17 protein-coding genes are annotated in these 22,515 nt (G+C 68.8%); 4 read left to right on the plus strand and 13 right to left on the minus strand.

Annotated elements, in window-relative coordinates; translation table 11 throughout:
* Positions 1 to 1,944 carry a M56 family metallopeptidase gene (locus tag LMF57_RS00445; RefSeq protein ID WP_218788279.1) on the plus strand — a complete coding sequence of 648 codons (1,944 nt, stop codon included), beginning with the start codon at positions 1 to 3 and terminating at the stop codon, positions 1,942 to 1,944.
* 86 nt (positions 1,945 to 2,030) lie between these two features.
* Here LMF57_RS00445 and LMF57_RS00450 read toward each other — a convergent pair whose 3' ends face one another.
* The 4 genes from LMF57_RS00450 to LMF57_RS00465 form a co-directional block, all read right to left on the minus strand.
* Complete coding sequence (locus LMF57_RS00450; RefSeq protein ID WP_222388021.1) at positions 2,031 to 2,354, minus strand: I78 family peptidase inhibitor; 324 nt, start codon at positions 2,352 to 2,354, stop codon at positions 2,031 to 2,033.
* A gap of 89 nt (positions 2,355 to 2,443) precedes the next feature.
* A complete protein-coding gene (locus LMF57_RS00455; RefSeq protein ID WP_208083069.1) occupies positions 2,444 to 3,463 on the minus strand; it encodes a ribonuclease H-like domain-containing protein in 1,020 nt (339 codons plus the stop codon).
* Positions 3,460 to 5,949: a DEAD/DEAH box helicase gene (locus LMF57_RS00460; RefSeq protein ID WP_229290509.1), complete on the minus strand. Its 2,490-nt coding sequence runs from the start codon at positions 5,947 to 5,949 to the stop codon at positions 3,460 to 3,462. Before LMF57_RS00460 ends, LMF57_RS00455 begins: the two co-directional genes overlap by 4 nt.
* 79 nt (positions 5,950 to 6,028) lie before the next feature.
* Positions 6,029 to 7,345, minus strand: coding sequence for an intracellular growth attenuator family protein (locus tag LMF57_RS00465; protein WP_229290510.1), 1,317 nt, complete (start codon positions 7,343 to 7,345; stop codon positions 6,029 to 6,031).
* Between the two features lie 66 nt (positions 7,346 to 7,411).
* Here LMF57_RS00465 and LMF57_RS00470 point away from each other — a divergent pair, with 66 nt between their 5' ends.
* Together LMF57_RS00470 and LMF57_RS00475 are read left to right on the plus strand one after the other, a co-directional pair.
* Positions 7,412 to 7,936 carry a hypothetical protein gene (locus tag LMF57_RS00470; protein WP_117309172.1) on the plus strand — a complete coding sequence of 175 codons (525 nt, stop codon included), beginning with the start codon at positions 7,412 to 7,414 and terminating at the stop codon, positions 7,934 to 7,936.
* 37 nt (positions 7,937 to 7,973) lie between these two features.
* Positions 7,974 to 8,639 carry a hypothetical protein gene (locus LMF57_RS00475; protein ID WP_208083073.1) on the plus strand — a complete coding sequence of 222 codons (666 nt, stop codon included), beginning with the start codon at positions 7,974 to 7,976 and terminating at the stop codon, positions 8,637 to 8,639.
* Between the two features lie 163 nt (positions 8,640 to 8,802).
* Here the strand turns inward: LMF57_RS00475 and LMF57_RS00480 are convergent, their stop codons facing one another.
* The 9 genes from LMF57_RS00480 to LMF57_RS00520 are packed head-to-tail and all read right to left on the minus strand — an operon-like array spanning position 8,803 to position 21,142.
* The gene (locus LMF57_RS00480) at positions 8,803 to 10,608 is read right to left on the minus strand and encodes a hypothetical protein (protein WP_229290511.1); all 1,806 of its coding nucleotides are present in this window, start codon (positions 10,606 to 10,608) and stop codon (positions 8,803 to 8,805) included.
* Positions 10,605 to 12,770: a hypothetical protein gene (locus LMF57_RS00485; protein WP_229290512.1), complete on the minus strand. Its 2,166-nt coding sequence runs from the start codon at positions 12,768 to 12,770 to the stop codon at positions 10,605 to 10,607. The genes LMF57_RS00480 and LMF57_RS00485 overlap by 4 nt, the downstream gene beginning before the upstream one ends.
* Positions 12,767 to 13,888: a BatA domain-containing protein gene (locus tag LMF57_RS00490; RefSeq protein ID WP_117309176.1), complete on the minus strand. Its 1,122-nt coding sequence runs from the start codon at positions 13,886 to 13,888 to the stop codon at positions 12,767 to 12,769. Before LMF57_RS00490 ends, LMF57_RS00485 begins: the two co-directional genes overlap by 4 nt.
* Positions 13,885 to 14,781: a DUF58 domain-containing protein gene (locus LMF57_RS00495; RefSeq protein WP_117309177.1), complete on the minus strand. Its 897-nt coding sequence runs from the start codon at positions 14,779 to 14,781 to the stop codon at positions 13,885 to 13,887. The genes LMF57_RS00490 and LMF57_RS00495 overlap by 4 nt, the downstream gene beginning before the upstream one ends.
* Positions 14,782 to 14,788: 7 nt before the next feature.
* Positions 14,789 to 15,772, minus strand: coding sequence for a MoxR family ATPase (locus tag LMF57_RS00500; protein WP_025876016.1), 984 nt, complete (start codon positions 15,770 to 15,772; stop codon positions 14,789 to 14,791).
* A gap of 13 nt (positions 15,773 to 15,785) precedes the next feature.
* Entirely contained in the window at positions 15,786 to 16,493 is a 708-nt protein-coding gene (locus tag LMF57_RS00505; RefSeq protein WP_025876014.1) for a DUF4159 domain-containing protein, read from the minus strand.
* Positions 16,493 to 17,827 carry a TldD/PmbA family protein gene (locus LMF57_RS00510; protein ID WP_033832693.1) on the minus strand — a complete coding sequence of 445 codons (1,335 nt, stop codon included), beginning with the start codon at positions 17,825 to 17,827 and terminating at the stop codon, positions 16,493 to 16,495. The genes LMF57_RS00505 and LMF57_RS00510 overlap by 1 nt, the downstream gene beginning before the upstream one ends.
* Before the next feature lie 21 nt (positions 17,828 to 17,848).
* The gene (locus LMF57_RS00515; protein ID WP_025876010.1) at positions 17,849 to 19,483 is read right to left on the minus strand and encodes a TldD/PmbA family protein; all 1,635 of its coding nucleotides are present in this window, start codon (positions 19,481 to 19,483) and stop codon (positions 17,849 to 17,851) included.
* 27 nt (positions 19,484 to 19,510) lie between these two features.
* Positions 19,511 to 21,142 carry a TldD/PmbA family protein gene (locus LMF57_RS00520; RefSeq protein ID WP_162887583.1) on the minus strand — a complete coding sequence of 544 codons (1,632 nt, stop codon included), beginning with the start codon at positions 21,140 to 21,142 and terminating at the stop codon, positions 19,511 to 19,513.
* Between the two features lie 684 nt (positions 21,143 to 21,826).
* On the opposite strand from LMF57_RS00520, the gene LMF57_RS00525 reads away from it, so the two are divergent.
* Positions 21,827 to 22,441, plus strand: coding sequence for a DUF938 domain-containing protein (locus tag LMF57_RS00525; protein WP_117309178.1), 615 nt, complete (start codon positions 21,827 to 21,829; stop codon positions 22,439 to 22,441).
* Positions 22,442 to 22,515: the final 74 nt, after the last annotated feature.

Genomic DNA, 22,515 nt, shown 5'->3' on the forward strand with positions numbered 1-22,515 from the left:
ATGGATACCTCGATGTTGATTCCGATGCTGGAGCGGCTGGGTTGGACCAGCTTGCAGACCGTGTTGCTGGTGGCGCTGGTGTACCTGCTGTGCCGCGCGCTGCCGGCACTGTCGGCGGCCACCCGTTGCCGGTTGTGGTGGCTGGTGTCGCTGCAGGCGGTGGTCGGTCTGTTGTGGAGCCAACCGCTGCAGCTGGCCTGGTTGCCCGCACCCGATGCGGTGGCAGTGACGACCGTGGATCTTGCGGCGGACGCGATATATACGATGGCACCGGAGGCATCGGCGCACCTGCTGGCGAACACGCCGATGGGTGATGTCGGCAGCACCCCGGTGGCCTGGTGGGCGTTGGCCCTGGCCGCGCTGTGGATGTCCGGTGTACTGCTGATGGCGTTGCGGACCTTCGGCGAATGGCGCCGTTGCCGTGCGCTGCTGGCGGCGTCGTATCCGTGCGAGGACCAGGCGCTGGTGCAGGCGCTGCAGCTGGCCTCGGATGCGCACGGCCTGCGCCGCGCGCCGCGCCTGTGGATGAGCGACCAGGTGGACGCGCCGCAGCTGGTCGGGCCGTTCCGTCCGGTGCTGCTGCTGCCGGCGGGAATGAACGCGCTGCAGGGCGATGCGCTGGACCTGGCGCTGACCCACGAGCTGCAGCACCTGCAGCGTCGTGACCTGCAGTGGGGGCTGCTGCCTGCCTTGGCCCAGCACCTGTTCTTCTTCCATCCGCTGCTGCGCCTGGCCGTGCGCGAATACGCCCAGGCCCGCGAGGAAGCCGTGGATGCGGCGGTGGTCGGCCAGCACGGTGCCAGCCGTCATGCCTATGGCCGGTTGCTGCTGCAGCTGGGTGTGGCGCCGCAGCCACACCTCGGCGTGGCCAGCGCAGCGCCCAGCACCACCAGCCTCAAGCGCCGCCTGCTGTCGCTGCAGTCGCACCGGGCGTGCCCACGCCTGCTGGCCGTCGGCTTGACGCTGGTTGTATTGGCCGTGGGAGTGGCGCCGATGCGGCTGGTGGCCGCGCCGGTCCCGCCTGCACCGCCGGCACCGCCGCGCGCTGTGCCAGCGCCGCCGCCGCCGCCCGCAGCACCCCCGGCACCGGCAGCGCCGCCTGCCGCAGCGGTACCGGCGGAGCCGGCCGACTGGGCCGAGCCGGCAGAACCCGCCGAGCCTGAGGAACCTGCCGACGTCAATGAAGACGAGGAGCAGGACGCAGGCACCCATGCGCACTCGCAGACCACCATCGTCACCCATGGCCAGCTGGATCTGGGTACGCCGCCACAGCAGGCCTTCGTCCTCGTTGATCACGGCCAGGCGTTCGCCAATGCCGGCATGGACGATGTGATGCAGGCGCGCAGCCGGCTTGGTGACGGCCCCGCCCTGTGGTTCCGCCAGGGCGACAAGCGCTACGTGGTGCGCGATCCGATGCTGATCCAGTCGTTGCAGCGTGCCTATGCCGGCGCCGTCGACCTGAGCCGCCAGCAGAGTGAACTGGGGCGCCAGCAGAGTGTGCTGGGTCGTCAGCAGGGCCAGCTCGGCCGCGAGCAGGGCGAGCTGGGCAGGCTGCAGGGCGAAGAGGCGCGTGAGATCGCCCTCGCCGCCGCACGGGCTGCACGCAGTGCGATCAACGATCGCGACATCAATCGCGAAGCGGCAGCCGAAGCGGCGCGGGCTACACGCGGCGCGGTGGATGATGCGGCGATTGCACGCAAGGCTGCGGCCGAAGCACAGCGCGCATCACAGGTTGCCCGCAACCAGGCGCTGCAGTCCGAGCGTAGCCGCGAGATGAGCCGACTCGCCAGCCAGCAGGCCGCGCTGGGAAGCCAGCAGGCGGCACTGGGCAGTCAACAGGCCGCGTTGGGTGAGCGCCAGGCACGGCTGCAGGCACAGGCAGCGAAGCAGGCAGAGCAGGTCATCGCGCGTGCGCTGGCCAGCGGCAAGGCCGAGCGGCTCTGACAGAGCGGTAGCGCCGGGCCATGCCCGGCGCCCGCAGCGGCGCGTATCCGAATGGAATCCGCCGGGCAGGGCCCGGCGCTACCCCATCAGCCGCAGCTGGCACGTTCGATGCGGTTCTGTGCGTCCACCTGCACCGTTACCCGGTCCTGGCGGAAGTCCATGGTCACCGCCATGCCCGGCTTCACCACGCGTGCGTTACGCGCGCCGCTGTCGGCCACCAGCTTCTTGATCGTTGCTTCGTCGGCGGTCTTGCCGGTGAATGCGTCCAGCGCCTCGGGGCGGCACTCCTGCGGACCATCGGACACCTTGGCCGGCAGGCTGCCGGCATCGGCAGAGGCGTTGCCACCGGCATGGCTGCAGGCGGCCAGCGGCAGGACGGCTGCAAGCAGCAACAGGGGGGATCGACGCATGGCAGTACTCCTGGGTGGTGTTCAGTAGCGGCAGTGTCGCCGAGCCCTGTGTCAGTGATGTCAACGCGGCCTGGATCCGCCCTCTCCGTTCATCCGCTTACCAGCGCCAGGGTCTCCCGTTCGCGCTGCTCTTCCCGCACCAGCCGCTGCAGCAGCAGTGCCAGGGTCACCACGTCCTGGTGGTTGTGGTCGGCCACCCGGCGCAGATTCAGCGCATCGCCGCCCCGCAGGAAGCGCAGCCATGCGGCGGGTGCTTCCGAGCCGGGCAGATCATCTTCACGCACCACGCGCAGCAGTTGCCGCTCGATGGTGGACAGCTTGCAGTTCTCCCACGTTCCGCGGTAACGGCGGCGGGTGGGATACAGCAGGTCGACATGGTCCAGCGCGGTGATGGGATCGGCCTGGCGGGCCAGCCGATAGCGTGTCTTCAGCAGTGGGGCGTCGTAGCTGCGGCCGTTGTAGCTGCAGAACACGGTATGCGGCTGCAGCCAGCTGGCGAAGGCGGCCAGCATCGCTTCCTCGGCAGCCATCGTCGACATCAGCAGCTGGCGGATGCGCAGGCCTTCGCCACGCTGCGGGCACACATGCCAGTCGGCCGCGCCGATCATGAAGGCGCGGGTGCCGGTGCCGCCGGCCAGGCCGGTGGTCTCGGTATCGAAGAACAGCAGGTCACGCGCAGCCACGTGCTCACCCTCGCGCTTGGCGAAGGCCAGCGACAGCGGCATGGCGGGAATCGGCTGCGGCAGCAGTGACTCGATCAGGAACAGGCCGGGCGCAATCTCGTTGCCGGGCAGTTGGCGATCCTGCGCGCTGGCGCGTGCCGGCGCAGGGCCACCCCGCGAGCGCATGCCGAGCAGGCGATGCAGGCTGCCCACTTCGGGCCGTCGCAGTGCTGCTGGCGCAGGCGTGGCGGTGGCGGTGCCGGTCGGCTTGTGGCGGATCTCCTGTTCCACCCAGGCAAACACCGAACGCTCGGCCGGTGGCTGCCGCGCATCGTTGGCGGCCACCCGTGCCGGCGGCGTCTGCTGCGTCGGCGCGGCAGGCGTGGCTGCTTTCGGGTCACCCGCCTGCTTGCGAAGCAGCCGCAGCTTGTCCAAGCTCAGGCTCACGGGGCGATCAGCTCCATCGGGTCGCGCGTGCTTGCCACCACATCGGCCACCTGCTGGCAGGCCTGCGCATCGAACAGGTCGAGCACGCGCAGCGCCAGCGCACGCGGCGAGGTTTCATCCTGTTCCTGCGCGGCCAGCACCGGGCCGACGCAGGCCGGGCAACCCGCCTTGCAGTCGCAGCGCTGTACCAGTTCGCGCGCGCGCTGCACCAGCTCGGCCTGGCGCTGCCACAGCGGCTCGCTCAGGCCGACGCCACCGGGGAAGTTGTCGTACAGGTATACGGTCGGCACGAATTCCTGCAGCAGTTCCACCGCGCCAGGCTCGCCATCGCTGCCCCGCAGCTGGCCGCGCCCGCTCTGGTCGGCAATCGCGATCCAGGTGCCATCGCCGTTGCCCACCGACTTCTGCAGGTCGCGCGCATCGGCCATCACTGCCACGGTGGCAACGATGTGCAGTGCATAGGCGGCGCCGAGGAACCCATCCAGCGCATCCTGCTTGCTGGCGAAGGCGCGCAGCAGCAGCGCCTGCGGCAGCTGCCACCACACCGCGGTGGTGTGCAGTTCCTGGTCGGGCAGGTTGACCGGGCCGTAGCCGATGTTCTCGTGGGTGTAGTAGCGGATCTTCTTGTAACCGGCCACGCGGCGCACCACGTGCACTTCGCCATGGTGCGAATCACCACGGCCGGCCACGCCACCATCGAAACGGTCCAGCACCTTGAGCCTGGTGAAGTCGATGCTGTCGGTGTAGTAGTCCACGTGGGTGCGGGTGACGTAGGCCTTGCGGCCTTCCCAGTCCAGCGTTTCCACCTGGTAGGGCGTGGACTGCACCATGTGGATGGCGCCTTCGTACAGGGTCAGCGCTGCAGCGGAGTAGTCCACTTCGGCGATGATCTGCTGGCGGCCATCGCTGCGGTCGACCACCACGAAGTTGCCGTCGGCCACCGCGCGCAGGCTGACCGCGTTGGCCGGATAGCTGTCGGCGATCCACTCCCAGCGTTCGCCTTCGCGGTGGATGACCTCGGTTTCGGCCAGTGCTTCCAGGAACACCTCAGGATCGATCGGGCCGAAGCCATCGCCGACCCGGAACGGCAGTTCGAACGCCGCGCAGCGGATGTGATCGAACAGGATCAACGGCTGGTCGGGTGCGATGCGTGCGTGTTCCGGCGACGCCTCGCCAAAGAAGTCCGGATGGCGCACCACGTACTGGTCCAGCGGCTGCGAACTGGCCACCATCACCCCGAGTGCGGGCTGCTGGCGGCGTCCGGCGCGGCCGAAGCGCTGCCAGGTGGCAGCCACGCTGCCGGGGTAACCGTTGAGGATCACCACGTCCAGGCTGCCGATGTCCACGCCCAGTTCCAGCGCCGAGGTGCTGACGATGCCGTCGATGTTGCCGGCACGCATCGCACGCTCGGTCTCGCGGCGCTCGGTGGGCAGGTAGCCACCGCGGTAGGCGCGGATGCGGGGTGGCTTGCGCGGATCGTGGTCGAAGATGTCCTTCAGGTACTTGGTCAGCACCTCCACCATCAGCCGGGTCTGCGCGAACACCAGCGTCTTCAGCCCGGATTTGATCGCGATGCGGGCGATGCGGTTGCTCTGCGAGCGCGCCGAGGCACGCAGGCCCAGGTCGGGGTTGATCACCGGCGGATTCCACAGCAGCACCTGCTTGGGCCCGCTGGGTGCACCGGATTCGGTGATGGCGGTGACCGGTGCTTCGATCAGCGCCTCGGCATGCGCCTGCGGGTTGCCGATGGTGGCCGAGCACAGGATGAACTGCGGTTGCACCCCGTAGAACGCGCAGATGCGCTTGAGCCGGCGCAGCACGTTGGTGACATGGCTGCCGAACACGCCGCGATAGGTGTGTACTTCGTCGATGACGATGTAGCGCAGGTTTTCGAAGAACTGCGCCCACTTGGTGTGATGCGGCAGTATCGCCTGGTGCAGCATGTCCGGGTTGGAGACCACGATGTCGCCATGCAGGCGGATCGCCTGCCGCGCGTCGCCGGGGGTGTCGCCGTCGAAGGTGAAGGCCTTCACCCCGAGGTCGCCGGCGCGGTTGAGCTCCAGCAGTTCGGCCACCTGGTCCTGGGCCAGTGCCTTGGTGGGGAACAGGTACAGCGCCTTGGCCTTGTCCTGCATGGCGGCGCTGACCACCGGCAGGGTGTAGCACAGCGACTTGCCGCTGGCGGTGGGGGTAACGATGGCGACGTGGTCGCCACGCTGGCTGGCCTCCCATGCCTCGGCCTGGTGGCTGTAGAGCTGCTCGATGCCGCGTGCCTTCAGCGCGGCGGCCAGCGCCGGTGGCACCGACGCGGGAATCGGCGCATAGCGGCCTTCGCGGCCGGGAATGGCGAAGCTGCCGGTGATGCGATCCTGGTAGCGGCGCTGCAGGCGTGCGCTGAGCAGGGCGCCATCGCGTGCGGGCAGGCCATCGCGGGTGGCGAGCTGCTGCTCCGCATCGGCGGTGCGCTTGGCGAGTTCGTAGGCCATGGGAAGTCGATTTTCAGGGGTTCACATGGCAACACAGATGGATCTCAGCATGTGAGACGCCGCGACGGGGTGGCATGAATCATTCAGTGCCGGGGGCAGGGCGCGCCTTGAGCGCGGCGCCAAGTGCGGCAGTGCGGCTGACGGACCGACGAACACACACGACGAGCATCAGCACGTGCCAGCCCGCCGCCAACAGCGCGAACAGCTGCCAATGGAGTACGCCCGGCCAGCCCAGGTCCGGCCGCTGCGGCAGGGGCAACCAGATGACGCCGAGCACTTGTAAAAGCAGCAGCAGGCCGAGCCAGGCCAGGTGCCAGAACCCCCCGCTGGCCGGGTAGCGCAGCCGGTCGCTAGCCAGGCACCATCCTGGTCCCGCGGCCAGCACCTTGCCATCACAGGCGCGTACATCCAGGCGCATCGAGCGCCCCGTGGAAAATCCCGCGACGTTCACCCACTCCCATGGAAGTTGCACGCGCAGGTCCTTGCCCAGCAGCCACGCCTGCGATGTCTGTCCGTTCCGCTGGTATGCGCGCAGGCGCCCCTGCACCTGCAGCACGCGCTGTGCCGTCGCAGGGGCACTGCGGCGCGGTCGACCCAGCCAGAACCCCAGGCCGGCAATGGCGAGCAGGGGCACTCCTGACAGGTAGCTCACATCACGCGGCAGGGGCAGGCAGAGCAGGCCGGACGCATCGACAGCGGCCCATAGCGCCAGCACCGCGATCAACAGCGCGGACGGGCGCAACCCGGGTCCGCGTCGCATCGCGACTTCTTCCGGTGTCTCGAGACGCTCGCCCCGGATCCGGCTGGCGGCTGCAACCGGTCGCATTGCGGCCACATGGAATCCATTGAGACGCACCACAACGGCCCAGCGTTCGCTCAGCACCACTTCGGCGTCATTGTCCACAGCAAGGTGTGTGCATGCCTGCCGCGGCAGCAGCACGGGAATGCTGCCCAGCAGGCCGTCACAGACCGGGTAGTGGCGGCTGACGGCGCCTCCGGTGAACGTTCCGCGCAGTACCTGCACCTGGTCGCCATGGACGCAGCCGGTCAGTGCGCGCACCGTTGCCAGCGCCGCGTGTTCATCGGCATCCAGCGTTCGCAGCGCGCTGCTCCGGCGCAGCAATGCCAATCCGGTGCGGACGCGGGACGTCCATTCGGCAACGGCGGCAACAATCATCGCCAGCAGCAGTGCGAGTACGACCAGCAGCGCAGCGCGGGACATCAGCGGCTGAACCGCTGCAGCGACATGGAGGTGGAGGGCGGTGCCATGGTCGACAGGGCTAGCGGGAAATACCACAGCTTGTCGGCCCAGCGTCCTGATGGGAATGACGATTGTTGCAAACGTCGGCGCACCGGCCGGGTCCGGTGATGCGCGACACACCCTGAACGCCCACATGGTTGCCAACGAAATCTGAAGCCTGCATCCGTATCCTCGACACTTGGACGCAACAGGCAAGGGCGGATGGCTGTGGCAAAACGCGCAACGCAGGGAGCACTTCTGGCCAGCATGCTGCTGGCGGGCATCGTGCAGGCGCAGCAGCCGGCACCTGCGGCCGTGCCCGCGCCTGGTCCCGTACCGGCACCCACTACGCCGCCCGCCGCTGATGACATGCCTGTCGTCGCTGCGCCTGCGCAGGGGGATGTCACCACGCTGGGTGAAGTGCGTGCGCTGAAACCCGAAGACGACCAGCCGCTGGACCTGTACCGCTTCAAGAACCCGATGCGCGCGGAGAACAACCGCTTCAGCCGCGACTGGAGCGAGCCGCCGTCGCCCGAACAGGTCAGCATGGGCGGCGGTTACATCATGATGGGCGTGGTCAAGGGTGTGATGGCCGCGGCCAAGGGCCTGAACAAGATCACCGGCGGCCCGGACCAGATCCAGTCGGCCATCGCGCGGCCGCCCCCGCAACTGAGCGCCGAGCAGCAACGCCGCGCGCTGCAGTTCTGCGCCCAGCAGGATGGTTGCGGCGCGCCGCCGGAGAAGTAGGCGGTATCCTGCGGGCCTTCCCTTCGAGGCTGCCTGGATGCCGCTGCGTACCCTGTTCCTGCTTGCAACGCTGAGCCCGCTTGCCGCGTCCGCCAGCGACCTGGCCGATGGCGGTTCGTGCCGCAATGGCGCGTTCCCTTCGGAACAATCGGGCTTTGCCCTGGCCAAGGTGGTGGATACGCCGCGCCTGTACCTGCTGGGCGACATGGACGGCTGCCCGGCCAAGGGCGAACCCGCCTGCCGCCAGCGCAGCTACGTGGTGAGTGGCGACACGGTGGTGACCGGGCGCGATCTTGGCCGCTACCGCTGCGCGTTCTTCCCGAACAAGGTGGGTGGCAGCGCAGGCTGGGTGGATCGCAGCAAGCTGCAGGCGTTGCCGGTGCCCGCGCCGACGCTGCAGGCGTGGTCGGGTGACTGGAAGGATGGAGACAACGGCCTGAAGATCCGCGTACACGGCAACCAGCTGCAGGTGGAAGGCGACGCCTACTGGCCCTCGGCCAATCCATCGCCGGAGGTTCGTCCCTATGGGCCGAACATCGGCGCGGTAAGCGCGCAGGCGGTAGCGCGTGGTGCCCAGGTCGACTTCGTCGAGGACAGCTGCACGGTGCACGCGCAGCTGCTGGGCGATGTGCTGCTCGTGGCCGACAACAGCGAGTGCGGCGGCATGAACGTGCGCTTCAATGGTGTGTACCGCCGCAGGTAGATCCACGCCATGCGTGGAGGAAACGCGCGGACGGCCCGCCGCCAACCGAGGTGGGCATCTACCCTGCACGGCATCAGTAGATCCACGCCATGCGTGGATGGTGTTCGCGACTCAATCGGTGGGGTCAGAGCCCTTTCGCACGCGAAAGGGATCCGACCCCGGATCAGCGCCGGCGCTCCAGCCACCACAGCAGCGATGCGCACAGCACGAATGCCAGCCACCACGGCCAGCGCGGTCCCGGCACGCGCTGGCTCGCCTGCGCGGTTGCCGGCGCCGCAGTGGCCAGCCGCTGCGCGGTGGCATCCATCATCGCCTGCCGGTGCAGGGCAGGGGCCTGCTTCGGATCGAACACGTAACGCCACTGGGTGCGGTCGCCGTGCTGCAGGCGCTGCCAACCGGCCTGGCGCGGCCACCAGCCCGCGCATCGTGCTGTGCCGGTGGTGCTGTCGACGATCAGCGGCACGCCATCGCCGCGTGCGTCGAAGGCCCGCAGAGGTGCCTGCACGCCGCACAGCGACTGCCGTTCGCCGGCCCAGGCCAGTGCCTGTGTCGACCATGGAACTTCGGTCCCCACCTGCGCGCGTGCGAGGGTGGCGAACGCCGTGCTCCACAACTCGCCGTGGCGATCCTCGCGACCGGCCAGTACCCAGCGCCAGCTGTCAGTGATCGGCAGCAGCCCGATGCGCCCCTTGCCGACGGCGCGCCACCCACCGATGGGCTTGCCGTCGCGATCCTGCAGCAGGGGGCGGCTGTCGGCTGCCTGCAGCGCCAGATATTCCAGCGCCGGCAGCGGCGCGGCGTGCGACGCGCGGTCGGCGTCTTCGCCATCGGCGGTGGGCAGGGTGCCGGCGGCAAGCGGCCCGCGACGTGCCTGCAGCATCGTTGCGTCACCCTCGCCGGGCATCGCCGCAACCTGGCTGCTGGCATCGCCCTGCACGGGCAGGCCGAGATCGCGCAGGCGTTGCCGTGCGCTGGCTGATGGCGCGCCGGTACTGCGCACCAGCAGGCCCAGGCCATCGCGCAGGGCCTGGCGCACGGCCGCCAGCTGAGCGGCACCGAGCGCGGCCAGGCTGCGTTCGTCGAGCAGCAGCAGATCGCTGCGCGCCAGCGTGGACGCGTCCAACGCCACGTTGCCGTCGCCCAGGCTGAGGCCTGCGCCGGTCTCGGCCTGCACCTGCACGCGGATGCCGGCATCGGTGGCCCAGCGGCGCAGGTACTTCAGTTCGGCGCCGGGGGCAGCCGAGCGCACCAGCAGGCGCAGCGGAGCGGCGGCCAGTGTCTGCTGCGGCACCGGCACACTGTCGGCGACATGGCCCTGCGCATCCAGCAGGCGCAGCTGGAACACGCTGCGGCCTTCGGCGCGGGCGATGCCGCTGAGCTGTACACGGCCGTCCGCCGCCAGCGGTGCACGATCAACCACGGCACCGGCCGGGTCCAGCAGTTCGGCCTGCGCGCGGTCTACGCCGCGTGCCTGTGCGTGCACGTCGAAGCGCGCACCGGGAGCGGTGTCCACGGGCGGCTGCAGGGCGATCCATCCGTTGGCTGCAGGGGCCGCCTGCCAGCGCGTGTCGGCGGGCAGCACGGCATCGCGGTCACGCGCGGCCAGGCCGGCACCGACCAGTGTCACCGTGGAGGACCGATAGCGGCGCAGTGCGGTGGCCAGGTCCGGCACGCGCGCTGCACCGGCCATATCGGTTGCTTCCGGCAGCAGCACCCGGGTGCCGCCGGTGGGCAGTGCACCGGTCCTGTCGGCCCCGGCGCCGATCACCACCAGGCCGGCCAGGGAAGCGCGCTGTGAGGGCGGCAGCAGGCAGACGTACAGCAGCGCAGCGGCGGCCGCCTGCAGCGTGAGCACGGCGATCAGATGGCCGCGCCCCCGCGTGGGCGAACGCAGCTGGCGTGCACTGGCGACGAGCACGATCAGCGCCAGCGCCACTGCGACCCACACGTGCAATGCCGATGTGCTCATGGCTGTGCCTCCAGCGCGTCGCGATAGCGCTGCCCCATGGCATCGGCCGCACGGCGTCGCATCACCTGTGGCAGTGGCCGCTGCAGTGCGCGCCACAGCTGCGCGCGCAGGCGCTGCCGGCACTCGGTGCAGCCGGGGTCGATGCGTAGTTGCTCGATGGCGGCAGCCAGGTCCAGTGCATCGGGCAGGAAGGCGTTGTTGCGCTGCTGCCAGGTGGCCAGCCTGTCCAGATCGAGTATGCCGTCCTCGTCGCCCAATCGCTGCCAGGCCTCGACGACGGCCGGATCGGGCGGCGTGCGCGCGGCCAGCGGCAGGTCGCGGCTGGCCAGCCCGGCACGGTCGCCGCTCAGGCGCCGGCTCTCGTCGATCGGCGGCAGCTCCGGGCCGACGCGCGCCAGGTAGATGCGCTCGGCCTGCTGCACCTGCTTGATGAACGCCAGCGCCTTGTAGGCAAACGGCAGGGCCTGCTCGGGGCGGCCCTGGCGCAGCTCGCCTTCGGCCGACCACATCTGGTCCAGCGCGGCCTTCAAGGTGGCGCGTGTCTGCGGGTCAAGCAGTGTCGCCGCCTCGGCGTGGTCGTGGGTATGTCCGTACTCGGACAGCACGTCGGTGGCGCTGCCGAACACCGGGGGCGTGTCATTGCCGCTGGCTGCGCCAGCGTGGTCGTGGCCGTGCTCGTCGTGTGCGCCGGCCTCGGCGCCGTGACCGTGCTCATGATCGTCATCGTGTGCGTCTGCCGCCGGCGTATCGCTGGTGGGCAGGTCGCTGGTCGGCGGTGGCTTCGGCGCGCCCTCGCTTTCTTCGCCCAGGAACTGGCCGTAGCGCAGGCGCAGGATGCGCTGGTCGACGCCGATCGCGTCGCTGCGCTTGACGAAGGTATCGGCGGCTACGCTCCGGCGTTCGCGGATCAACGCCTCGGCGTCGATGATGATCTGCCGCTGGCTGCGGAAGTACGCGGGCAGGGTCTTCTTGATGCGGCCTTCCAGTTCGGCACCGAGCACGGCCTCGGCGCTGGGCAGGCGCAGGATCACGCTGCTGCTGCGGCCGATTTGTGCTGCCGGCGCGTGGTTGTCGCGCACTTCCAGTTGGGCGATCACATCGTTGCCGGGCTGTGCGCCCAGCGCGGCCAGATCAAGGGTGTGGGCAAAGCGCCGTGCTTTCGCCTCGCCGCTGCCGCTGAGCGGCACGCTGCGGCGTACGAAGGTGATGTTCTCGCCGCTGCCCTGGGTGATGGTGATCGACAGCGTCGCCCGCGCGCAGACGCCATGATCGTCGCTGGCCTCGAAGCGCAGCGTCCACTGCCGTTGCCCGGGGGTGCCCAGCACCAGGCTGGTGGCAGGCTCGATCACGCGCACCGTCGGCGCACGGTCGGCGACCACGTCGAGCCGATGCAGGCGGGTTTCGGCCAGCGCCGGTTGGCTGATCACGCGATACAGCACCGGGGTATGCGCTACGTCCTGCGCCTGCCATTCACCATTGCGCTCGCGCAACGGCAGGCGTCGACCGTCGTGGAACTGCAGCCAGGCGTTGCTGGGTGCACGGTCGAAGCGCAGTGACCAGGACAGGCGACTGTCGGCGGCGACCTTGGCGTCGAGTGCGTTCTGCGTACGCGTGGGTTGGCCGGTGTAGGCCGGTGCGTCGATGCGCAGTCGAGTGGACTGCAGGCGCAATGGATCGGCCTTGGCGCTGCTTTGCGGCGAGGCAGGCGCCGTGGGGCGCGGTGCGCCGCTGTGCGGCCAGCCCAGTGCCAGCACAGCGACGGCGATACCGCCAATCCAGCACAGCGCCACTGCCCTGCGTGGCCAGCGTGGTCGCAGCTCGGGGAGGTTGCGTTCAAGCGCAGCCAGCACGTGCGTGCGCTGGCGCTGCTGCAATGGGTTGAGCGCAGCGCCATCGGCAAACAGCAGATCGGCGCTGTCTTCGCTGGCGCCACTGGCATCGAGCCTGCGTTGCAACCAGCGTCGGTCCAGCTGCCGGGCGCGCATCGTCGCGGCGGCCGCAATGATCAGCAGGGCCACGGTCGCCACGACGCAGGCGATATCGAAACCGGACACGCGCAGCGCGAGTGCCGCTGACGCCAGCGCCCACGGCAGGCCCAGCAGCAGGGTGATCGCCGCGCGGCGCCGACGTGCGCGCTGCCATGCCTGTTGCAGCGCCTTCATGATGCAGCCCTGCGTCGCGCGCTGCTCGCCATCCAGCGCTCAAGCGCGAACAGCAGCACGATCACCAGCAGCAGCCAGGCGGTGGGTTCGCGCAGGGGCGGCGTTGCGGCGGGCAGGGGCGCCTGGCGTGGTGTCTGGTCCTGCGCATCACCCAGCTGCGGCGTTGATGGCGGTTGCAGGGTCTGCAGCAGGTCGCGCGGCAGGCCGTCATCGCGCAGTGCACTGTTGCGGGCCACGTTCCATTCGCCGGGCAGATGCAGCAGGCGGCCCTGGCCGATGCGCTGCTGCCACAGCAGCGGTGCATTGTCTGCATCGCGCAGCAGTACGGGTGCACCCGCTGGCGGTTTCGCAGCGGTCAGCACCGTGCCGCCCTGCTGCAGCCAGCGCTGCCAGGTGCCAGGCAGCGCATCGGTGGCGGTCCAGACGCCGATCTCGCCGCGGGCAGGCAAGGCGTCGTCGGCCAGGGGGGCCGCCAATGGTTGCGTGCTCCACGCGCGCTGCAACGCGCCCAGCCATTGCAGCGCAGCGGCCGGTGCATCGCTGCGCGTACGCAGGCGTGGTGCCGGGGAAGCGTGTGGCGGCGCGGTGATGGCCAGCGCGTGTGGCTGCCACTGCACCTTGCGCGACAGCTGCAGGCGGGCACCATCAAGGCCGGGCAAGGGGTCGGGTACGTGCACGGTCAGCGCGGTGCCGGCCGGCAACTGCGCGTCCAGCTCGCGCAGCAGGCTGGGCAGGGCAGCAGCGTCTGCCGGCGCGGGCTGGTCGATGGTGGGAAAGCCCGGCGCCAGCCAATGCCAGTTGCGCGCATCGGTGCTGCCGCGCAGCGCGGTCGCGTCCAGGCCCGGTGCCACCACCGTCCACGCTGCTGGCACGGGCGCAGGACCGGTCAGCGCCGGGCGCGCCAGCAGCAGGGCCAGTGCGGCCAGCAACAGCAGGCGCACCAGCAACAGCGGCCAATCATCGAAGCGGATGCGCTGCCGCGGTCGTACCTGGGCGCGCAGCCAGCGCAGCGCAGCGAAATCCAGCGGCGTGTAGGGATGACGGCGGGCGAGGTGGATCAGCAGTGGCAGCAGCCATGCGGCCAGCGCCGCCAGGCCCAGCGGGAACAGCAGGCTCATGCGCCGCCCCTGCGGCCGAACAGCGCCTGCAGCGGCTGGTCCAGCGGCTGATCCAGCCAACCGGTCGCGCAGGCGATGCCACTGGCCTGCAGGCGCGACTGCAGCGCGGCGCGCGCCTGGGCGAAGTACTGCAGGTAGTCGGCGCGGATCGCGGCGCCATCGCCGAGAAGTTCATCGCCCGTTTCCGGATCGCGGAAACGATGGCCTGCGTCGAAGGGGAAATCGCGCTCGTCGGCCGTCAGTACCTGCAGCAGCATCACCTCGCGGCGGGCGCTGGCCAGCTGCTCCAGCAGCACGATGCCCGCGTCGTCGAAGCCATCGCCGATGGCCAGCAGCAGATCGCCGGGGCGCACGCGCTCCCACAGCGGTCGCAGCCGCTCTGCGGCCGGCCATGCGCCGCGCGCCTGCAGGACATGCAGCTGCAGATGCACGCGGTCGCGCTGGCGCGCGCCATGCGCGGCTGGTACCAGCTGCAGGCCTTCGCCGTTGATCGCCAGCAGGCCGAAGCGGTCACCCTGCTGCAGCGCCAGCTCGACCACGCAGGCAGCCAGCTGCCGCATGTGATCCAGGCGGCTGCGTACGGGCGTTGTACGGTCGGACTGGCCCGCCGAGGCCGTGGCATCGAGCAGCAGCCAGACGGTGATCGGGCTTTCGCGCTCGGATTCGCGCACGAAGAAGCGGTCCGAGCGCGCATACAGCTTCCAGTCGATCTGGCGCAGTTCGTCACCGGGCTCGTAGGCGCGGTACTGGGCGAATTCCAGGCCGGCGCCGCGGCTGCGGCTGGCATGCTGGCCGATGCCGCTCGCACCGCTGGCCAGGCGTGGCCGCAGGCGCAGCGCACGCAGGCGCGCACGCAGGTCGGGTGGCAGCAGCAGCGGCGTGCCTGCGGTCACCAGTGGATCAACCCGGGAAGGGAACGGCCTGCAGCAGCGCGGCGACCACATCGTCGGCCCGCTTCTGCTCGGCTTCGGCGGCAAAGGACAGCAGCAGGCGATGGCGCATCACCGGTGCCGCCAGCGCCTGCACATCCTCGCGCGTGGCGGCAAAGCGTCCCTGCAGCAGTGCGCGCGCCTTGGCGGCCAGCACCAGCGACTGCCCGGCACGCGGACCCGCGCCCCATTTCACCCACTGGTTGATCGCCGCCGGTGCGCCATCGCCGGGGCGGCTGGCGCGGACCAGGCGGGTGATCCAGGCCAGCACGTCGGGACTGACATGCACCTGGCGCACCGCCGCCTGCAGCGCGATCACCGCTTCGGCATCCATCACCTTCGGCACGCTTTCCGTGGCACCGCCGGTGGTCTGTTCGAGGATCTGCCGCTCTTCTTCCTCGCTGGGGTAATCGACCAGCACATGCAGCAGGAAGCGGTCCAGCTGTGCTTCGGGCAAGGGGTAGGTACCGGCCTGTTCGATCGGATTCTGCGTGGCCAGCACGAAGAACGGCGCCGGCAACGTGTAGGTCGTGCCGGCGTAGCTGACCGTACGCTCCTGCATCGCTTCCAGCAGCGCCGCCTGGGTCTTGGGCGGGGTGCGGTTGAGCTCGTCGGCCAGCAGCAGGTTGGTGAAGATCGGGCCCTGCTGGAAGCGGAAATGGCGATGACCGGTGCCGTGGTCTTCTTCCAGCAGTTCGGTGCCCAGGATGTCGCTGGGCATCAGGTCCGGGGTGAACTGCACGCGCCGGAACTGCAGTTCCAGTGCCTGCCCCAGCGAGCGCACCAGCAGGGTCTTGCCCAGCCCCGGCGCGCCTTCCAGCAGGCAGTGGCCACCGGCCAGCAGGCCGATCAGCAGCTGCTCGACCACGGTGTGCTGGCCGACCACGGCGTGGGCCAGGGCGCTGCGCAGCGCATGCAGGCGCGGCAGCAGGGAATCGAGGTCGGGGGAGGTCATGGGCGTGGTCCGTTCAGTTGTTCAATGCGTACATCACGATGTTGACGCCGAAGCGGGTGTTGTCTTCGGCCAGGAAACGCTTGTTGCGCCAGTCGTAGTCCCACTCGCAGCCGTAATCCTTGTTGCTGTAGAGCAGACCCAGCCGGCCATCGACCTCGATGCCTTTCAGGTAGTCGTGCACCAGGTCATCGCCCCAGCCGTTGAGCTCGAAGCTGGTCGCGGGCGGGCCGTCGGGGAAGCGGAAGAAGCTGCGGTACAGCGCGTGGCTGTTGGGCAGTTTCTGCAGCGCCTTCGGCCCGAACAGCCGGCCCATCTGCGCTTCGAACGAGGTGGCGAACAGGCCGTCGATATCGTGGTTGCAGTCGTCGACGAAGACGAAGCCACCATTGCGCACGTAGCGCACGAAGTTCTGCCGTTCGGCGGCGTTGAACTCGACCAGGGTGTGCCCGGCCAGGTAGCAGAACGGCGCCTCCAGCATGCGCGGGTCGGCCAACGCCACCACGCGTTCCTGCGGGTCCACCCGCAGGGAGGTGTAGTCGATCAGCGAGGTGATCAGGTTGGACGGCATGCGCGCGTCCACGTCCCAGTCGCCGGAATCGTACTGCAGGCGGGTGAACCAGAAGTCGTAGCGCGAACTGCGCGGGCCTGCCTGCGCCCATGCCGGCAGCGCCGCCGCCGAAGCGGCAGCAGCCAACCAGCGCAGGCAGGCCCGCCGATCCATCAGACCGCGTCGGACAACGAGGTAAAGGTGAAATCGCGCAGCTTCATCGGCGGAATCATCATCACGAAGCTGGACTCGTCACCGGCCACGCGCACCGGCTTGCCCAGCTCTTCGATGTTGTTGAGCATGATCACCGGCGATTCGTTGAAGCGGAAGTTCTTCACCGGGTACTTGATCTGCCCGTTCTCGATGTAGAAGGTGCCATCGCGGGTCAGGCCGGTCAGCAGCACGGTCTGCGGATCGACCATGCGGATGTACCAGGTACGGGTGACCAGGATGCCCTTCTGGGTGCCGCGCACCAGCTCGGCGGTGCTCTTCTCGCCACCGCTCATCAGCAGGTTGCCGGGCGTGGCCTTGGCGGTCTTGCCCTGCTTCTGTGCCCAGAAGCGCGAGTAGTCGAGGTTGGCGACCTTGCCGTTCTCGATGATGGCGATGCGCTCGCGCGGCATGCCCTCGTTGTCCCACGGCAGCACCGGTGCGTCCGGGTGCCACGGGTCGGCGTGCATGTTCACGCGCGGATCGTATACCTGCTCGCCCAGCTTGTTGCCACCGCCCTTCTTGGACAGGAAGCTGCGGCCCTCATCGGCCGAGCGTGCGCTGAAGAAGTTCATCATGAAGCTGATCAGGCCGGCGGCTGCTGCTGGCTCCAGGATCACCGTGTACTTGCCGGGTTCCAGTGCCTTGGCTTCCTGCGACTCGGTCGCCTTGCGCATGGCGATGCGGATGTCCTGGTCGGCCTTGAAGTCGGCAGCGTCCTTCAGGTTGCGACCCACCCAGCCCGAACCACGGCCGTCTTCGGTGCGCACGGTGCAGGTGTAGTCGAAGTTGGTGGTGCGCTGGTAGCCGAAGTTGCCGTTGCTGTTGGCGGTGGCGTAGAAACCCTGGCCGTCTTCGAGGAAGCCTGCAGCGATCAGCCCGTTGCCACGGCACGGCGCGATCGAATCGGCGGCGACCTTGGCGCGGAAGGCCGGATCGATGGCGGCGGTGGATTCGCTGAAGGTCGGGCTGGGGCGGTAGGTCTGCTTGCCGATGGCCGGCATGAACTCCGGGTTTTCCGGGGCCAGGCGGGCCAGGTCTTCGGCGCGACGCACCACGCGCTGCAGCGCCGCGTCGTCGAACTCGTTGATCGAGGCGGTCCCCACGCGCTTGCCGAAGGCCACGGTGACGGCCAGTTCGGTGTTGTCGACGATGCCGCTGGTGGACACGTTGTTCAGGGCGAAACGGATGTTGCCGTTGATGGAACCGGCCAGTACGGCCGTGCACTCATCGGCCTTGGACAGGGCGATGACCTTGTCGAGGATGGCCTTGGCCTGGGCTTCGGTGAAGATACTCATGGTGTAAGGGCTCCTGACCGGTCAGCCGAGGCTGCGTGCGGTGTTGATGACGTTGATGCCGTTGAAGCGCGCGGTGGACGAACCGTGCGAGACCGCCGAGACCTGGCCGGGCTGGCCCTTGCCGTCGAAGAACGAACCGCCCAGGCGGTAGTCGCGTTCATCGGCCACGGCGCTGCAGGCATTCCAGAATTCCGGCGTGCGGATCTGGTAGGCCACGTCTTCGAGCATGCGGGTGATCTTTCCGTTCTTGATCTCGTAGAACAGCTGGCCGCCGAACTGCGCGTTGTAGCGCTGCTGGTCGATCGAGAACGAACCATCCCCGATGATGTAGATGCCGTTCTCCACGTCCTTGATCATGTCCGACACGCTCAGCGGTGACTTGCCCGGCGCCATCGACACGTTGGCCATGCGCTGGAACTGCACGCTGGACCACGAGTCGGCATAGCAGCAGCCATCGGATTCGGTCTTGCCGAGGATGTGGGCCTGGTCGCGGATGGTCTGGTAGTCGACCAGCTTGCCGTTGCTGATCAGGTCCCAGCGCTTGCACTTCACACCCTCGTCGTCATACGCGACCGCGCCGAGGCTGCCCGGCTGGGTCTTGTCGGCGAAGATGTTCACGTGTTCGCTGCCGTACTGGAAATGCTGCTCGCGCTTGTCCAGGGTGGCGAAGCTGGTACCGGCATAGTTGGCTTCGTAGCCGAGCACGCGGTCCAGTTCCAGCGGATGGCCGATCGACTCGTGGATGGTCAGCCAGGTGTGCGACGGATCGAGGATCAGGTCGTACTTGCCGGGCTTCACCGACGGCGCCTTCAGCTTCTCCTGCGCCTGCTTGGCCGCTGCGATGGCATCTTCCTTCATGTCGTAGGACGAGCCGTAGTTGACCACGCCATTGGGCGTGAGCACCTTGCCGGCAGCCGCGCCATCGAGGTACTCGTAGCCCAGGCCCATCGGTGCGGACAGGCCTTCGCGGGTGCGGAACTTGCCGCTGGCCTTGTCGATGGCGGTGATCGTCATCGGTGCCCAGATGCGGTGCACGTCCTGGTCGATGTAGGAACCGTCGGTGGAGGCGAAGTACTTCTGCTCGTTCACCAGGAACAGCATCGAGTTGACGAAGCTGGCACCGGCGCCCATCGCCGCAGCGTTGACGTCCAGCAGCAGGTCGACCTTCTCCTTGATCGGCACCTCCATCGCGTTCTTGCGGATCGGCGTTTTCCAGCTGACCTCGCCCACGCCCGGCGCCTTGGCCAGCTGCACCGGCGCGGTCTGCACGCCCGCGTTGGCCTTGGCGATCGCCGCGGCCTGCTGCGCGGCACGGGCCACGTCGGCGGTGCTGAGCGCATTGGTGGCGGCAAAGCCCCAGGCGCCGTTGACGATCACGCGGATGCCCACACCGGTGGACTCGGTGTTGACCACGTTCTGCACCTTGTCCTCGCGGGTGATCACGAACTGCCGCAGGTAGCGGCCGATGCGCACGTCGCAGTAGGTGGCGCCGGCGCTGCGCGCGGCCTGCAGGGCGGCGTCGGCCAGGCGCTTCTTCAGCGCAGGGTCGAGGCTGGACTGCAGTTGCTCGGCGGCGATCGCCTTGCCGAAGAACGACGGCACGATCAGGCCGCCAGCGGTAAGCCCGGTCAGGGCCAGGAAGTCACGTCTGTGCAAGGCTGCTCTCCATGAAGGACGGGTGGCTCAAGCGCCGAGACTGCGCGCGGTGTTGATGATGTTGATGCCGTTGAAACGGGTGGTGGACGAACCGTGCGAGACCGCCGACACCTGGCCGGGCTGGCCCTTGCCGTCGAAGAACGAGCCGCCGAGGCGGAAGTCGCGTTCATCGCAGATGGCGGTGCAGGCGTTCCAGAACTCCGGCGTGCGGATCTGGTAGGCCGCATCCTCGACCATGCCGGTGATCTTTCCGTTCCGGATCTGGTAGTACAGCTGGCCGCCGAACTGCGCGTTGTAGCGCTGCTGGTCGATGGAATAGGAGCCACGGCCGTGGATGTAGATGCCGTTCTCCACGTCCTTGATCATGTCCTCCACGCTGAGCGGCGTCCTGCCCGGCGCCAGCGAGACGTTGGCCATGCGCTGGAACTGCACGCTGGACCACGAGTCGGCATAGCTGCAGCCATGCGAGGCGTCGCGGCCGAGGATGTGCGCCTCATCGCGCGTCGCCTGGTAGTCGACCAGGATGCCGTCGCGCACCAGGTCCCAGCGCTGGGTCTTCACCCCTTCGTCGTCGTAGCCGACCGCGCCGAGGCTGCCCGGCTGGGTCTTGTCGGCGAAGAAGGTGACGATGTCGCTGCCCCAGCGGAAACCGGCATCGCGCTTGTCCAGCGTGGCGAAGCTGGTGCCGGCGTAGTTGGCCTCGTAGCCGAGCACGCGGTCCAGTTCCAGCGGGTGGCCGACGTTCTCGTGGATGGTGAGGAACAGGTTGGACGGGTCCAGCACCAGGTCGTACTTGCCGGGCTTCACCGAGGGCGCCTTCAGCTTCTCGCGCGCCTGGCGGGCGGCGGCGATGGCGTCCTCGACCGGGTCATAGGAATCACGGTACGCAGTGATGCCACCGGGCAGCTGCACCTTGCCGCGTGCATCGCCATCGAGGAACTCGTAGCCCATGCCCATCGGCGAGGACAGGCCGGCACGGGTGCGGAACTTGCCGCTGGCCTTGTCGATGGCGGTGGCGGTGAACGGCAGCCAGATACGGTGGATGTCCTGGTCGATGAACGAGCCGTCGCTGGAAGCGAAGTACTTCTGCTCATTGACCAGGAACAGGGTGGAATTGATGTAGTCGGCACCCGCATCCAGTGCGGCCGCATTGAGCGCCAGCAGCAGCTCGACCTTGTCCTGGATCGGCACTTCCATCGCATTGCGGCGGATGGGTGTCTGCCAACGCACCTCGCCGACCGCCGGGGTGGGCGCCAGCTGCACCGGGCGGGACTGGATGCTGGCATTGGCGCGGGCGATGGCGGTGGCCTGTTCGACGGCGGTGCGCACCGCCGCTTCGGTCTGCTGGTGGGTGGCGGCGAAACCCCAGGCACCGTTGACGATCACCCGCACGCCCACACCGGACGATTCGCGGTTGGTCACGTTGCCGACCTGGTGCTCGCGGGTGATCACCGACTGGTTGAGGTAGCGCCCGATGCGCACGTCGCAGTAGCTGGCCTTGGCCGAACGCGCGGCAGCGAGGGCGACCTCGGCCAGGCGCCGGCGCTTGGCCGGGTCGACCGGGGCCAGCAACTGCTCGGCGGCGATCAGCCGCGAATGCGGCAGGGCCAGGCCCGCCAGGCCCAGAGCGGAAAATGCCAGGAACTCACGTCGTTGCACAGCGTCTCTCTCTCACTTCCGTGCGGCCGGCAAAGGACCGATCCGATCACGTCAACTCCTCGACTTTCGCCAGCGGCGGGCATTCGGGCAAGTGACTGCAGTCATGGTCGGGGAGGGTTTCGGCAGGGCTTGCAGCCCTGCACCTGCGGTAGTGCCGGCCGCTGGCCGGCAACCGCAACGTCAAAAGCGGGCTCTCCGTGGGATGGCGGGGCGGTGTGGGGTGGCAGGACACGCCGTAAACCCGTCCATGGGGGCTCGATGGCGCCATCCATGGCGCCAACGGTCCTGCCACCCCACACCGCCCCACCTCTGACAGATTTCCGCGGCTGTTGGTAGGTGTCGACCTTGGTCGACACATCTGTCAGATATCGAAATAAATCTCGGGTCAGATCCGTTTTCCGCAGGAAAACGGATCTGACCCCAAGAGCCGTTCCAGCAGATCGCGGAAAACTGTCGAAGGCGGGGTGGATCCGGTTGCGGGGGCGTGAGCGCCATGGATGGCGCGACCGAGCCTCCATGGACGGATTCACGGCGTCCCCCGCAACCGGATCCAACCCGCCAACCCACGGGATGCCGCCTTTTGACGTTGCTCTGGCTCCGGCTTCTGCAGGTGCAGGGCGCAGCCCTGCCGAGCAATACCCCCCTCGTGCACAATGAAGCCGACCCCGCCTGGACGCCGTCTCGATGTCGAGCAAGCCGTATTCAGAAGCCTGCGAACGCAACCGCGAACCGATCGCCGCTGCGCTCGACCCGTGGATGGGTGATCGCCACCGGGTGCTGGAGATCGGTAGCGGCACCGGCCAGCATGCTGCTTTCTTCGCCGAGCGCTGGCCATGGCTGCGCTGGCAGCCCAGCGACCATCCGGATCATCTGCCCGGCATCGAGGCCTGGCGCGCGGAGGCGGCACTGCTGAACCTGCTGCCGCCGGTGGCGCTGCAGGTGGAACTGCCGCCAGCGCCCGGCCTGAGCCTGCCGCAGGGCAGCCTGTTCGACGCCGCATTCAGTGCCAACACGCTGCACATCATGGGCTGGGAGTACGTGCAGGCGCTGTTCACCGCGCTGCCACCGGTGCTGCGTCATGGCGCGCTGCTGGCGGTGTATGGACCGTTCAATTACGGAGGTCGCTACACCAGCGACAGCAATGCGCAGTTCGATGCGTGGCTGAAGGCGCGCGATCCGCGCAGCGGCATCCGCGATAGCGAAGCGGTGCAGGCGCTGGCCGCCGACCACGGCTTTACCCGCCTGGGGGATGTGGCAATGCCGGCCAACAACCGCTTGCTGCTGTGGCGGCTGGGCTGAAGCACCGGTAGTGCCGGCCGCTGGCCGGCAACACATTGTCCGGGAAGGGCAGATGCCGGCCAGCGGCCGGCACT

This window comes from Stenotrophomonas sp. SI-NJAU-1, from assembly GCF_020883215.1.
GTDB lineage: Bacteria > Pseudomonadota > Gammaproteobacteria > Xanthomonadales > Xanthomonadaceae > Stenotrophomonas > Stenotrophomonas indicatrix.